This window comes from Halospina sp. K52047b, from assembly GCF_008709855.1.
GTDB lineage: Bacteria > Pseudomonadota > Gammaproteobacteria > Pseudomonadales > Oleiphilaceae > Halospina > Halospina utahensis_B.
In genome coordinates this window covers 88,890-102,705 of the sequence record NZ_VYJH01000001.1, presented here as the reverse complement: position 1 = coordinate 102,705, position 13,816 = coordinate 88,890, and the positions used below count along the sequence as shown (strand labels likewise).

The 13,816-nt window shown below is 52.2% G+C and carries 14 protein-coding genes; 6 read left to right on the top strand and 8 right to left on the bottom strand.

All coding sequences use genetic code 11. The features are described from left to right. Nucleotides 1-151 precede the first annotated feature (151 nt). Both F3089_RS00510 and F3089_RS00505 read left to right on the top strand, forming a co-directional pair. Complete coding sequence (locus tag F3089_RS00510) at nt 152-1,579, top strand: 3-oxoacyl-ACP reductase (RefSeq protein ID WP_151438933.1); 1,428 nt, start codon at nt 152-154, stop codon at nt 1,577-1,579. A 1,070-nt stretch (nt 1,580-2,649) separates the two neighbouring features. Beyond that, nucleotides 2,650-3,651, top strand: coding sequence for a hypothetical protein (locus F3089_RS00505; protein ID WP_151438932.1), 1,002 nt, complete (start codon nt 2,650-2,652; stop codon nt 3,649-3,651). Between the two features lie 8 nt (nt 3,652-3,659). Here F3089_RS00505 and F3089_RS00500 read toward each other — a convergent pair whose 3' ends face one another. Further along, on the bottom strand, nt 3,660-5,237 hold the full coding sequence (locus F3089_RS00500; RefSeq protein ID WP_151438931.1) for a DUF3987 domain-containing protein: 1,578 nt from the start codon (nt 5,235-5,237) through the stop codon (nt 3,660-3,662). A 33-nt stretch (nt 5,238-5,270) separates the two neighbouring features. Next, a complete protein-coding gene (locus F3089_RS00495) occupies nt 5,271-5,477 on the bottom strand; it encodes an AlpA family phage regulatory protein (RefSeq protein WP_151438930.1) in 207 nt (68 codons plus the stop codon). Between the two features lie 312 nt (nt 5,478-5,789). Here F3089_RS00495 and F3089_RS00490 point away from each other — a divergent pair, with 312 nt between their 5' ends. From F3089_RS00490 to F3089_RS00475, 4 genes are all read left to right on the top strand, one after another. Continuing rightward, complete coding sequence (locus tag F3089_RS00490; protein WP_151438929.1) at nt 5,790-6,152, top strand: hypothetical protein; 363 nt, start codon at nt 5,790-5,792, stop codon at nt 6,150-6,152. Nucleotides 6,153-6,244: 92 nt separating this feature from the next. After that, on the top strand, nt 6,245-7,204 hold the full coding sequence (locus F3089_RS00485) for a DUF932 domain-containing protein (protein ID WP_151438928.1): 960 nt from the start codon (nt 6,245-6,247) through the stop codon (nt 7,202-7,204). Between the two features lie 84 nt (nt 7,205-7,288). Beyond that, nucleotides 7,289-8,287, top strand: a complete 999-nt coding sequence (locus F3089_RS00480; RefSeq protein ID WP_225741624.1) for a YqaJ viral recombinase family nuclease — start codon at nt 7,289-7,291, stop codon at nt 8,285-8,287. Between the two features lie 70 nt (nt 8,288-8,357). After that, on the top strand, nt 8,358-9,254 hold the full coding sequence (locus F3089_RS00475) for a recombination directionality factor (RefSeq protein ID WP_151438927.1): 897 nt from the start codon (nt 8,358-8,360) through the stop codon (nt 9,252-9,254). Nucleotides 9,255-9,486: 232 nt separating this feature from the next. On the opposite strand, the gene F3089_RS00470 is transcribed toward F3089_RS00475, so the two are convergent. From F3089_RS00470 to F3089_RS00445, 6 genes are all read right to left on the bottom strand, one after another. After that, nucleotides 9,487-10,725, bottom strand: coding sequence for a hypothetical protein (locus F3089_RS00470; protein WP_151438926.1), 1,239 nt, complete (start codon nt 10,723-10,725; stop codon nt 9,487-9,489). 70 nt (nt 10,726-10,795) lie between these two features. Beyond that, nucleotides 10,796-11,719 carry a hypothetical protein gene (locus F3089_RS00465; protein ID WP_151438925.1) on the bottom strand — a complete coding sequence of 308 codons (924 nt, stop codon included), beginning with the start codon at nt 11,717-11,719 and terminating at the stop codon, nt 10,796-10,798. A gap of 65 nt (nt 11,720-11,784) precedes the next feature. Next, nucleotides 11,785-12,183: a hypothetical protein gene (locus F3089_RS00460; RefSeq protein WP_151438924.1), complete on the bottom strand. Its 399-nt coding sequence runs from the start codon at nt 12,181-12,183 to the stop codon at nt 11,785-11,787. A gap of 224 nt (nt 12,184-12,407) precedes the next feature. After that, nucleotides 12,408-12,773 carry a hypothetical protein gene (locus F3089_RS00455; RefSeq protein ID WP_151438923.1) on the bottom strand — a complete coding sequence of 122 codons (366 nt, stop codon included), beginning with the start codon at nt 12,771-12,773 and terminating at the stop codon, nt 12,408-12,410. Beyond that, nucleotides 12,763-13,200 carry a hypothetical protein gene (locus F3089_RS00450; protein ID WP_151438922.1) on the bottom strand — a complete coding sequence of 146 codons (438 nt, stop codon included), beginning with the start codon at nt 13,198-13,200 and terminating at the stop codon, nt 12,763-12,765. The genes F3089_RS00455 and F3089_RS00450 overlap by 11 nt, the downstream gene beginning before the upstream one ends. Before the next feature lie 90 nt (nt 13,201-13,290). After that, entirely contained in the window at nt 13,291-13,776 is a 486-nt protein-coding gene (locus tag F3089_RS00445) for a hypothetical protein (protein ID WP_151438921.1), read from the bottom strand. Between the last annotated feature and the right edge of the window lie 40 nt (nt 13,777-13,816).

The following is a 13,816-nucleotide window of genomic DNA, read 5'->3' as shown; positions in this document are numbered from 1 at the left end:
GCGCCCAATACAGCCACTTGAAAACGGCCGGGAAGCTCCCTGCTGTGACCCTTTCCAGGGGATCCGTTACCATTCAGATGTTCACAGAATGTAACATATCTCCGTTATGAATCTGAAAATGTTCCATTCCGACTGACCAGGGGATACTGCTATGTCCGATCTCTACCTCAAATTCGTGAATACATCTGTCGGGAAACAGGCCGCATCCTCGCTCGGCCTTCCCGCCCCCATTGAGCTGGAACGCTGGAAGCGCCAGGACCAGTCGTTCATCGAGGGCAAGGTGCTGGTGGGCGCCGGCCCCAGGCCGCGGGCTCTTTCCGCACTGGGTGAAACCCTGCGCGGCAGTCCGGCCACACTCTATTCCCCCGAAGGGCCCGCCACGCTGGGTGAATCCTCGGCACTGGTGGAAAGCGGCGTTGCCAAGACGCTGACCATGGAGGACGAGGCCATCGCCGAACACAAGTTCAAGGCACTGGTCTTCGACGCCACCGGCATCCGCGACACCAGCGAACTGCGTTGCCTGTATGACTTCTTCCACCCCACCATCCGCCAGATCGCCAGGTGCGGAAGGGTGCTGATCGTGGGCACGGACCCGGCCTCCTGCAAGAACCCGGCGCGCGCGGCGGCACACAAGGCGCTGGAGGGCTTCGTGCGATCCGTGGCCAAGGAGATCGGCAAGAAAGGAGCCACCGCCCAGCTGCTGTGGGTGGCCCCCAATGCCGAGAACCAGATCGAGTCCTCGGTGCGCTTTTTCCTCTCGCCCAAGTCCGCCTACGTGGACGGTCAACCCGTGCGCATCGGCAAGGGCAGCGGCACCAAGGGCCGCACCGCCGTAAATACCAATGCCCCCCTGACTGGCAAGGTGGCACTGGTCACTGGAGCCAGCCGCGGCATCGGCGAGGCGATTGCCCGCACCCTAGCCCGGGACGGCGCGCGCGTGGTCTGCCTGGACATTCCCGCCACCATGGAGGACCTCAATCGCGTGGCCGAGGACATCGGCGGTTCACCGCTGGCGGCGGACATCACCGAGGACAATGGCCCGCGCCTGATCGCGGATCACCTGGAGGACGAGTTTGGCGGCATCGATATTGTCGTTCACAACGCCGGCGTCACCCGCGACAAAACCCTTGCCCGCATGCCGGAGCACTTCTGGGATATGGCCATCGCCGTGAACCTTACGGCGGAGGAACGGATTGACGAGGAACTGATGGAGCGGGATCTGGTGCGCGAGAACGGCCGCATTGTCTGCGTCTCCTCCATTGCCGGGTTCGCGGGCAACTTCGGCCAGACCAACTATGCCGCCTCCAAATCCGGGGTCATCGGCTATGTGGAGAGCATGGCGCGGCAGCTGAAGAACGGCATCACCATCAACGCGGTGGCGCCCGGTTTCATTGAAACCCAGATGACCGCCGCCATGCCGGTGACCATCCGCGAGGCCGGCCGGCGCATGAACAGCCTTTCCCAGGGCGGCCTGCCGGTGGATGTGGCGGAAACCATCGCCTGGTACTGCAATCCACTCTCGCGCGGCATCAACGGCAACGTGGTGCGTGTGTGCGGGCAAAGCCTGGTCGGCAAATAAACCAGACCACCTACCCCATACCGTAGGAGCCTGCCTCGCAAGCGATCAGACCTATCGCGAGCGGGGCTCGCTCCTACACAGGCACACTGGTGCCCCATAGAATTCAGGCGCAATCGTAAGGCGCTTCAGGCGAAGTATGAACGGGGAAAAAAGAAAATAGAGGGGAAAGAAATGGTGGGTGGTGCTTCCACAAAATACCAACCGTAATAGACTATTTTTAAAACATTATCTCCTTTTACCACCCAAATTATACCCCCAGAAGTACCCCCACTTTTTAACACCAATACATTGGCAAACCTCGGCAATGGAACGCATCTACCGCCGGTACAAATCCGGCTTCATGACGACTACCGGCCCTCCCGACTAGACAGCCCGCGCTTACCTCGACACGCACCCGCACCTTGAACATGCCGCCACTGAGACGCTGCTAGAGATTGGCACTCCATAGGCAAGGCTGACTGTGGCACTGCGGGGACTGAACAATCGCGAGTTGTTGAGCACGTCGGGTGACTACACAAGCAGGCGGAGCTGTCACCGGCTCAGACGGCCAAGCACCGGGATCTCTCGGTATTCGCATTTACGCAGATGGTGCAGCGGCTCGCCGTCGCCACCACAGAAGCTGAGATCCGGATCATCCTTGCCACTTGCTGCCGCTAACGAAAGCTCACTGGCAATGCTTCAGCAGCCTCTAAACAATGACTATGTCAAGGCAATGAACAGCCTGACCCAACCAGCCACATCCCAGGCTCGAGGCTATGGGTCGATCCGGCACTACATCGCAAACTGTTACCTGCTGGCCAGTAAGCTCAAGCGCCTGCCAGAGAGCCCTCTTTGGACGTGCACAGCTCACGGCTGTTATTGCTTCTTCAGGCGGCAGATGGACCCCGCATGACCTTCCCCACATAGATGCTACACTTATCAAATCATTTGGCGTACTTCCTGAAACGACCGAAAAATACCTAAATCACACTGAGCAAGATCAAGTAAAACTGACTTATCAACGACACAGCCATTATCAACCAATATATTCCGCTTTTAATTTTCTATAACAACAGTTAGATAGTTAAAAAATGAACTCGCCCTATCGCATACGACACCTTAATGAACTCTTGGAAGCCTTTCCAAATCTAACTCTCTCAGAGATATCAGATATCATCTTTGAACACGAAATAGATATATATGTAAAAATAAAAAAAGACCACGCTTTCATAAATGAAGTCACGACAGCATTAAATCGTAACGCATTCACTCCTAAAAGCGACGCATTTGGAATAGAAGTCAAACCCATGCATGGTGAAATAATCGGCGCCGCAGTTGGCCCATTATCTCTCCTTAAACTGGAAACGTTAGGATTTTCTAGCGTAGAGGAAACGCCATCCCTTCTCATTTATGATCGAGAAGGTCTAAATCAAATTTATACGACCTCTTATAAGGAAACAAATATCCCTTTCTGGGAACCAGGATACTTATCATTCAATTTCAAGATATGCCAAAAAAATACCCATACGTTCTCAGGCCAAACCCCGTTGCATTTTGAACGCTCCTCCATATATTTCGAATTGGACCATCTTTTCATAAAAGACTCCGATGAAAATAGAATCATTGAAATAACAGAATCAAAACACCCTACCCACCCAGAGATCCTCCAGGCCTTTGATGAGGGATGGATGTCATCTTTTTTGTTCACTTTAAATAAGCTGGCATACAGATACGAAGAGGATCTAAATAATGCAAAGAAAAAAGAAAAAGAAGAGTTACAAGAAATCTTGCTAAGCAAGATACCAACTGAACTCATTCAAAACCGCAAGCCATCTTTTCTCGAAAACCTAAAAAAACTAATCCTCCCCGATCATCTAAATGGGTGGAAACTAGAAAAATCACAGAGTGTATTCGAGTCATTTTACCCCCCTTCTTCGTATCTAGCCATAGCAAACCAGTGGGCAAAAAACGAAATCACATTTAAAAAAGGACAGCATCAATACTTTGTCGAACGCCTCAATAGGGAGCGAAGCGTGCCAACAAGCATTGGTAACGCAATAGTAGCCGTGGCACGCGACAGAATGATTAAATAAAAGTCCAGCTACAGGCTGAATGTATCTGGATCAATCCTATTACCAATAGGATTATTATAGGAGACATCTGGTACAACATTAACTTGTTCAGGATAAAAAATATCCACCTGATACTTTGCCCAATCAAAAGTACGATCAGGCATGCAGTCAATAGATTGTACACCGCCTTCGTTGAACCAGTCAGCGCTATTCTCTTGTCTTGCCTGAAGCAGCGCTTTCCCCATTCTTTCCTCTTTTCTTATTGCATTCGGTCCATACTGCATTGCGTATTTTTTGCGAACATACCGAAACCCTCTACAATAAACTTTATGATATAGCCATTGACGAAGAGCTTCTGCGTCCTTCTCCTCTTGCGAAGGAGGAGTGAAATCGCGGCGATAATGGTCAGAAAAATAGTAAACGATCTGGACAGCTGCCCAAGCCGACGTATAACTGATAGGACCAACTCCCTCCTCAATTAGTTGTATAATAGACGCCAGCCTGCATACATTATCCTGTAACTTCGACGCGTGATCTCTTACTCTGCCAAATCTCCCACCATCTCGCGTTTCAAACTCAGTTTCGTTATATACTCTAACCAAATATTCGGAAGCTTCTTCATCAAACCCCCAAACATCCCGTTCTTTTTTAGATCTATTAAAATAGTCGGAGAAATTTTGGCTCGCTAAATCGCCAATCCTATCATTAAATGCGCGCAAACCTTCTTGATTCGGTTCAAAGTGGTTCGCAAATCGGCTGCCATGGTTACCATCCGGGTGAGTATACAGCCAGCGCGACATCATCCCTGACCCCCTCATTTTTACGTCATTTTCTTCTAGATATTTATGGATAACATCCGGCTGGACCCAAATCAGAAGTGCAACTCTAACTCCTTTATGCTCCACATCACCATGAGCAATAGTGCTTTCTCGAACAGTCTCTCCACTCCAAAAAGAGTTCCACTTTTTAATGTCCGAAAGAATACCTGATTTTAGAACCGATTCTCCTTCAGTACTATAAATAAGATGAAATGGGCAGCCTGACCTCAAAGCAGAAGAGAAACTGGCAGATGTTAGCGCCTCATGAATAAATTGAGGTTTTTTAGGTTCGGGTGGTTCTTCTTTTTTCAAACGTGCAAGATCATCTTCCGCTTCTTTTGAGGGCCTGCCGTTTGCAGCTAGCTTTTGTATCTTCTTTTTCGCCTCTTTAACCTTAATTTTATGAATTTCATTTTCTGTTTCATAGACAAACCGACGCTCTTTATACTCTTCACTAAGATATTCTTGAAGATCCTGAAAAACTCTAATATATGGGCTCGTTGCTGATGTTTTTCTTATACCTGATTCACCAGCTCCCCAGCAATAAAGGCTGGATGGGCTCACGCCCCCCAGCGGTTTTTCGACATCAATAAGCCCTTGGGCAACGGCACTCGCAGTAGCAATTGCACTCATCAAGGGGATTTCTATCGGAGTCTGTGTCTTGTTTGACACATCCTCCACTGCCCTCATTAGCAAAGGTGCACCCACAGCAACAGAACCAGGAGCAAAAGGGTCAGGAATATAATTATATTGGGAGTTGGAAGGTCCTGTTCTTACTATTTCGTTCATCTATACCTCCAAAAGACGGATCATTGATTTATTTTATTGCCTCGTTAATAGCCATTTTTCAATTTGTTCTTCATACCACCCGACTGCACCAACTCCTAGCCGAACCTGCTTGGGGAATTCAGGGTCATATTGTTTGGATCCTGGATTGAGTTTGTTGTAAATCGTTGACTGCGATAATGCTGTTCTTTTGATGACCTCCTTCAACCGGATTATCCGTGTAGCCTTGGAATTGTCGCTCATTTTTGCACCCTCTTTCTGATCTGAAGTGCTTTAATCGTAGGGTCTGACATCTTCTTGCCCAAGCGCTTGCTGCTTCAGATTACTTTAAAAGTGCGACAGCACATCGGTTATCGGCTGGCAGATTTCCGCCCGTTCGGTTTCATACGAGCTGCTACCCCCGCGACCAGGTAGCAGCGGTAGCAGGGGGTGGAGAGCTGACAGGATTCAAAAAGGCGGGGTGACAGGAGGAATCGAGCGTCCTTCAGACACATATCACTTCTATGAGGACGGACCAGGAGTCCGCCCATCATCGATCGCACAGAGGAGATGATCATGTCGCTTGAATGTCCGCGCTGTCAGTCCACCCGGATTGGCAGCAATAACTATGGGAAGAAGGGCGCCGGAGTGGTCGGCGCGGGTGCCGGTACTGTTGGGGGCATCAGTGCCGCCTCTTCCGGTGCCGCTTATGGCGCCTCCTTGGGGTTTTTCGCTGGGCCCGTGGGCGTCACGGTCGGCAGCCTTTCCGGGGCCATCATCGGAGGGCTGGTAGGCGGTACCACCGGGGCGTCCGCTGGCGTGGCCCTGGGCAGCGTGCTCGATGAGCAGGTGCTGGATAATCAGCGTTGCCTGGACTGCAACTACTGCTTCCGTAGTGCCCCATCCGAAGACAGCGAGGCATCCGGAGACCCCGGGTAACTGACCGCCCCACCAAGTTCGCACAAGCAAAACGACATAGAGGCCGTGCTGTGCTCCAGCACGGCCTTTTCTATTTCTGGGAGGACGATCCAATGACTCACTTAGTTGAAGCAATGGCTTACGTGGGCCGCACACCCTGGCATGGCCTGGGCAATCAACTGGACAGCGGCCAACCGCTGGATGTCTGGGCGCGCCAGGCAGGTTTGAACTGGTCCATTGAGGAAAGCCCCGTGCAGTTCCCTGTGGTCGACGGGGAAGGGAGCGAGGAGCTGGCGAGTGTGCCGGGCAGCAAGGTGCTCTACCGCTCGGACAACCAGGCGCCGCTGTCGGTCGTCGGGGACCGCTTCAACGTGGTCCAGCCCGAAGAGGTCCTGGAGTTCTATCGGGATCTGACCGAAATCTCCGGCTTTGAGCTGGAGACCGCTGGCTCGTTCAAGGGCGGGCGCAAGCTCTGGGCGCTGGCCCGCACAGGCCAGTCCACCACGCTAAAAGGCGGTGACCAGACCGATGCCTACGTTCTGCTGGCCACGGCCTGTGACGGCAGCATGGCCACAACGGCTCAGTTCACCAGCGTGAGGGTGGTGTGCAACAACACCCTGGCAGTCGCCGTGAAGGGAGCGGGTGGTGCGGTGAAGGTCAAACACAGCACTCAGTTCGACGCCGAAGCGGTGAAGAAGCAACTGGGCATCTCGGTCACGGCCTGGGATGAGTTCATGTACCGGCTGAAGACGCTGAGCGAACGCAAGGTGAAGGACCGCGAGGCTCAGGACTTCTACCGGGAACTGTTCACCGACATCCCTGGTCAGGCTGCCGGTAAGACCAACGAACGGGCCATGAAGCAGGCCCTGTCCATGTTCGAGGGCAACGGCACCGGCTCACAGCTGGCGTCTTCCAATGGCACGGCCTACGGCCTGGTCAACGCGGTGACGGAGTTCATCGACCACGAGCGCCGGGCCAAGAGCGTCGATCACCGGCTGGATTCGGCCTGGTTCGGCAATGGGGCGGCCATTAAGGAACGCGCCTTCGAAAAGGCACTGGCTCTGGCCGCCTGAGCCCAATCAACCACTGATAACGACATAGAAGCCCGTCGGAGCCAAGCGCTCCGGCGGGCTTTTTTTCGTCTGGAGGAAACCCCCATGGAAATGCAGCAACCCCAACAATCCCACAAGGCCGCTCTGCGGCTGGTCTCCACCAAATCCATGAGCCGGGATGAGTGGCTCGCGATCCGAAGAAACGGCCTTGGCGGCAGTGACGCAGCAGCTGCCGTCGGGCTCAGCCCCTACCAGTCCCCGCTGGAGCTGTGGATGGTCAAAACGGGAAGAGACGCAACGCTTCCAAAGCCCGATCCCGATGATCAGGGCTCCCCCGTTTACTGGGGCAATGTCCTGGAACCGATCGTGGCCGAGCACTACAGCAAGCGTACCGGGCGTAAGGTCCGGCGCGTGAATTCGGTACTCCAACACCCGGATCCCAATAAAGCCTGGATGCTGGCCAACCTGGATTACGCCGTGGTCGGCGACGACGAGGTCCAGGTCCTGGAGTGCAAAACCGCCGGGGAGTTCGGATCCCGCAAGTGGCGCAATGGCGTACCGGACTATGTCCAGTGCCAGGTCCAGCACCAGTTGGCGGTCACCGGCAAGAAGGCGGCCGATGTGTGCGTGCTGCTGTGCGGCCAGGAGCTCAAGATCTATCGCATCCAGCGCGATGATGAGCTCATTGCCGAGCTGATCCGCCTGGAACGCCAGTTCTGGAGCTACGTGGAGTCGGATATCCCACTGCCGGCGGATTATTCCGATTCCGCCGACCGGGCCTTGCGCCACCTCTATCCAAGCGACAACGGCGAGGAGCTGGACCTTCGGGATGACCGCGAGGCCTGCAAGACCTTCGACCAGCTCCAGTCCGCCCGCCGCCAGATGGAGGCGCTGAAGCAGGCGGAGGCCCAGCTCAAGCACACCCTCCAGCAACGCATGGGCGAGGCCACCAGGGCGATCTTCCCCCAGGGCACCGTGTCCTGGCGAAAGAGCAACGACAGCGTGGCCCTCGATACCAAACGGCTTTTGAAAGACCAGCCCCAACTGCTGGATCAGTACCCGGTGACCAAACCAGGCAGTCGTCGGTTCCTGATCAACGACTGATGCCATTTCATCCACACCACCGGGGCGGCTCAGGCCGCCTCACCCTAATCACCACCAGGAGGTAATCGCCATGATTAAAGGGCTTGCCATCACACCACCGGTACTGGGCCGGATCAGCATTGGCCGGGTCGTTGAGAAAAACGGCCAGCGTCTGCCCCAGAAAGACAACCAATTTACGATCACCACCCAAATCCAGGAACAGGGGGAGTGGATCATCCACCCCAAAGATGAGGAGCTGAGGGAAGCCGCGCCCAACAACAAGCTCCGGACCATCCCGGTGCGGATGCTGTTCAATGACGCCGACCTGAACCTGCGGGCGGAATACACCCTATTCGACCGCACCAATGGCCGGCCAGTCTGTGTAGGCGACGGGGAGAGCTGTCGACGCCTCACAGAGTCCGGTGTGCAGTCACTGCCATGCCCTGGGCCGACGCTCTGCGAGTTCGGCAAGGGTGGGCTATGCAAGCCCTATGGACGGCTGAACGTGCGTATTGGGGATGACGATGAATTGGGCACCTTCATCTTCCGTACCACCGGCTATAACAGTATCCGAACCCTGGCGGCTCGACTGCGCTACTACCAGGCCGTTTCCGGCAACCGACTGGCGTTCATGCCGCTGGAACTGCGCCTGCGTGGCAAAAGCACCACTCAGAGTCACCGGACGCCGATCTATTATGTGGATCTGACGGTTCGTGAGGGCCAGTCCGTACAGAGTGAAATCCAGGAGGCCAAGAAAGGTGAGCAGGCCATGCAGCAAGCTGGGTACGACCAGGCGGCACTGGATGAAGCCGGTAGGCGAGGTTTTGAGAATGCCGAGTTCGAGCACTCGGAGGATGAGGCAGCTGCGGTGATGGAGGAATTTTACCCTGAAGCTGCTGGAGACGAGGATCTGCAGCGATCAGAGCAGGGTTCAAATTTCCAAGCCCATGGAATAAAGGAGCGCCTGGCGGCCTCATCAAAGGTGTAGTAAGTGCCGAGTCAATGCAAGAGAGCTGGACGTCTAAGCCCCTTCCATCAGAAGGGGCTATATTTTTTGCCAAGCGTGCTTAACAAGGGTTGGGGTGACATCACAGTTCCCAACCCAGATTCCGCACACAGGCGCTTTGATGTCGCCGGCTCTGACTTTTTCTACAGCCTCAACGTTGCAAATAACCAGCGCAATGCGAGCGTCAGCGAGTATTGCGAGTTAATTTGCCTTGTTAGGCATTCTTGCATTCTCGCTTTATCTGCTCTTCCATGTCATGGATCATGAGTCTTTCAGTCTCGAAGAACCATTCTAGTGAGAGAAATTCAAACGCCAACCTACCCGCAAAGTGCTCAGAAACAACGTACGGAATCTCGTTATTGAATGAGGACTCACGATTAAGCAACTCAAACCCGACGTTATTGGCCATAACCACATTGAGGTCGAAGCTTGCAGCATCCGCGCGGAGACGCAATGAAGACTGGCTAACGATAACTAATAGATATATTTTCCCTTTAAGAAATGCATATAGCGTTTCAGGCTCAAGAAGCGAGAGCGTGAAAGGATAATAATTCCCCCAGAGCTGTTCCGTCTTATCATGATTGAGCATAAAAACAATCGGCTCTTCAATACCTTCAAAGAGTTCATCATAATCGGCGCTGTTCTGTGTCGGCACGCCGATGTAGAAGAGCCCCTCTTCAGGAGAGATTCGTGATGGCCGACCATTGACGGCCTCCAAAGCAACATGATTTATTGCCCAGTTATGGTGCCTTTCCTTAACGGGCAGCGCCTGCCTCTGCATGCCTGGAAACCCACCAACGTTACCCACATCGTTATCAAGGTATTCATGAATGGTGCGGATCGCCAGCATCTGTCGCTCGATACGCTTATTTCGATTAGTGCTCGACTTGACTTCAATGACGAACGGATCTGATGCGCCGAGCAGACAGACATCACCGTGCCTGATGATATTTGTGAGGTCACACAATAGCGCAGGCACATTGTGCGAGAGAGCTTCTTGCATCAGATGCTTTTCAGCGCGAATTCCCCTTTTCCCGCCGAGGTGACCTGGAGCCTGCTTCATTTCGGCGGAATCATGCGCGTAAAACAGTCGCTTCAAGTTCCACTTGCTGACGTATTTGTTTGCAATGCCATCTCCAAAGCAACGCCAGACGTAAAGAAGAAACTTGTACCCTGAGACTTTTGCGTCGCAAGAAGCAATTTGTTCTTTGATTTTCGATGACTGTTCCTTGGTCGTTCCCTTCTTCCTGAGTTCCGATTTCAGAGACTTGCGTAATGCTTGCTGTTTTGAAATTTTGGCCTCGGTGTCGACAACGCGATCAATTAGATAGTCCTGAATCTGAGCCAATGGGCGAAGGTCAGCAACTTCAGGATTCAACTCATTGAGCATCTTTTTCATTTGAATTACATGCCGCTTATAGTAGCGGAGCATGGAAAGGTTCTCTTCGCCCATAGGAATGCCTAGCGCTTAGCTTTGCGGCGTGCCGGAGCGCAGCGCGGGCGCGTCCGAAAACAGCCACTGGTTATGTCTCTAAAAGGTAGTCGTATTGAGCAGGCAACAATGCGAATTCCCCCCAACTCAACCCTTCAATGCAAAGACCGATTCCATTCGTCCCAACTTTTCCCCACATAAGAACATATCGTTCCTGGGTCTTGTCATTAATACCTTTACTACTGGAAATCCCGTGTTCTTCTTTGAGATAGAAGTCTTTCACACTGGGTGCACTAGCTAACTCTGTCATTCGAGTGTTGTGATAGGCGGGGTCATTGATGGGAGTGTAAGATCTAATGATTTTGCCAAAGTACAGTCGAGGGGCGCTATCTTTCTGGGTAACCTCCCGAACATCTTTCAGCAAATCGATTAGCCTGACGGCATGCTGCCGACCTGGCAGGAAATAATGTTTGTATAAATTTTCGTCAAAGTTTCTGCATATTCCAGCAACTGTGGTGATCTTACTGGGTAAGGAAAATGACTCACCAGAGTGGCGCGCTATAGGCACCTTAGATACAGGGCCATTCATATCCTCAACAGGGGTTTCGTCATAAACTCCAGCGGGATCTCTTTGACCTTGAGGTTTTTCCTGCAAGAATCCAGATACGATGACCAAATTCTCGTCATCGATAGCCTTTTGAGCCTCTTCATAAGTATCAAATTTTTTGCCTTCAGAGCGCTTTACTCGGAGATCGCATTTGACGTGTTTATACGTCCGCAAATGGGCAAAGTAGGCATCGCGCCCATTTGAAAAGTAGTCGGTTCCCTTCGGAACCCGGACCAGATTGGTGAAACAACCTGGGCAAAATATCTTGCCCTCCATATCCCGCGTATATTCAGAAGGAAGAACCTTTTCGCCAGTTCGTTTCAACTCAGACTGACTACCACTCTCATACGACCAACCTTCTAATTTATATGCAAATTTTATTCGTTGGTTTGGTTCGTACTTTGCCATTTACTCCCCCTATAGAAAGACGCAACGTCTACATAACGCGAAGCGCATCCGTGTGACGCGGCTGGTTATGCATTTTCGTTGACTCGTTCAAATCGCTGCGTTCTCTTTATTAACCACCAAATAGGCAAAGGGATATAGGTTTTTCTTGTATCTAGAATTTTTGTCTCTCGAATTAATCCCATGCCTGAGGGGCCCGCACCTTCTCTCTTGTACCCAAGCACTTCTTTGGTAGGAACCTTGAAGACCATAAGAATCAAACCGGCAGCACCAAAGCAAAAAATAACCATTCCCGGAGAAGCGCTCATCAACCGTAGCTCAAGTGACTTCCGAGTGACGGTAACCTCTACGTCACCCACACTGGCTAATGGCTTAACCTCCTCATAAACCATATACCCACCAATAGCCGCCATTGATGCGAATGCAAGCACCAAGACTGTTGTTAGGGCTATTACAAACGACCTCACTCGCTATCCTCTCAGTACATAACGCCTGAGTTCACCTGCGTTTGAGGCGACGCGTGTTTTTGCGAGAGCAAAAATGCGTGGCGGGTTAAACGTCAGGTGCAACGATTTGTTGGGCGGCAATGCTCCGTTCATTCCCTCTTCTCCACGTACGTCAGCTCGAACCGTAACAATGCCGTGCAGAAAATTGGAATCCTGTCGCTGCGCCTGGCTAGAATTTACCTCGTTTAATTAATATCGAGACTGGAAACAGAGCAGTCGGAGTTCGCTATCGTAGCCAAAGCTGATCCAACAGTCATTCCGCCAAATCCATTTTTAGCTCGATATTGCATTATCACTGTGTGTTCACCATTTTTGTTAGGAGTAATTCTGGTTTCAATATGCTCAAAGCTATCCGGATCTCTAAGCCTACTTTTTACGCGCCTTACTACTTCGCGGTGCGACCCATCCCACCCACTTAAGCAATGAAAACCTTTTCGGCGGTCTTCAGCCTTTTCCGCTGGCGTTTTACTGCTACCACTGTCGCCACTCCCAGCCGCAAACACCAGAAATAAAACAAATGCACCTAGCGATAGAACTGTCTTATTGTTCATGCCTCTCCCCTTTTTTATTAAATACAAAAATCCCAAGTAAACCTATCGTATACGCGATAACGTCGGCCGGATCATAAACCCCAGATACGATGCTAAAAAGTTGCATGACCTCCGAAGTGATGCCAACAACCCATAACGCAGCCACCCAGATGAAGGCAACTGACAATCGCGCGCTTCCCCATAGGGTGACCATCAAAGCACCGAACGAAAACACCCAAAGCCCATTTGGCGCTGAGAATATCAACCAATCAGGAAGTATTGGGGCAATTGAGGCGCCCTGCATCCGAAGCTCAGAAACCGTTGGGTAAAGTCCGACTAACTTCACCCAGGCAAACATCGTGAGCGATTCTGGGCGGAAGCACAGATAAAGCAGGCCCCCAACTAGGAGGGACAAGCTGCTAGCCAAGAAAGTGATCGCTCTGTTCATTGCCAATTCCTACTTGCCGCCCAACGCAGAGCGCACCGGTGGCCTTTACAGAGCGAAGCGCCGTAAAGGCCATCCGCGTGACGCGTATTGTTAGCACCAGCCAGCAGCATGACGGTGCTCACTGGCAAACTGGATAGTTCGCAGCAAAGGAAACTGCTCTGGGACAGCTGCCTTAGCAATTTTCTTGTTGCCAATTCCGGCGACAATCTCTGCAAACAGCTCAGAGGTTGTCATTACTCGACCACCTGCCAAGGTTTTTACGTTTGCATTGCTGGCAAACCCAAGGAGAGCAATTTGCTCGATTTCTTGGGGTAAACTGATGCCCTCAAACAGCGCCGGGATATGCTGCCGCCCGGCTTCAAACTTTTTACTATAACGCTGCTCTCGTATTGCCCATGAGTTTGCATCCATAGACGGTTCGATATGAACCAAATGTTGCTGCCCAGGATGAAAAGCCACAACATCAAGCTCGCCCTCGTAGCCACCATTCGAACGAGGCCCTACCTGAATATTTCGACGGACGAAATACCCTCCGTATTCATACCACTCAGCAACGAGTTGTTCGAGATGATTCATAAAGTCCTAACACCCGAAATGCGGTGGATGACCTGGTTAG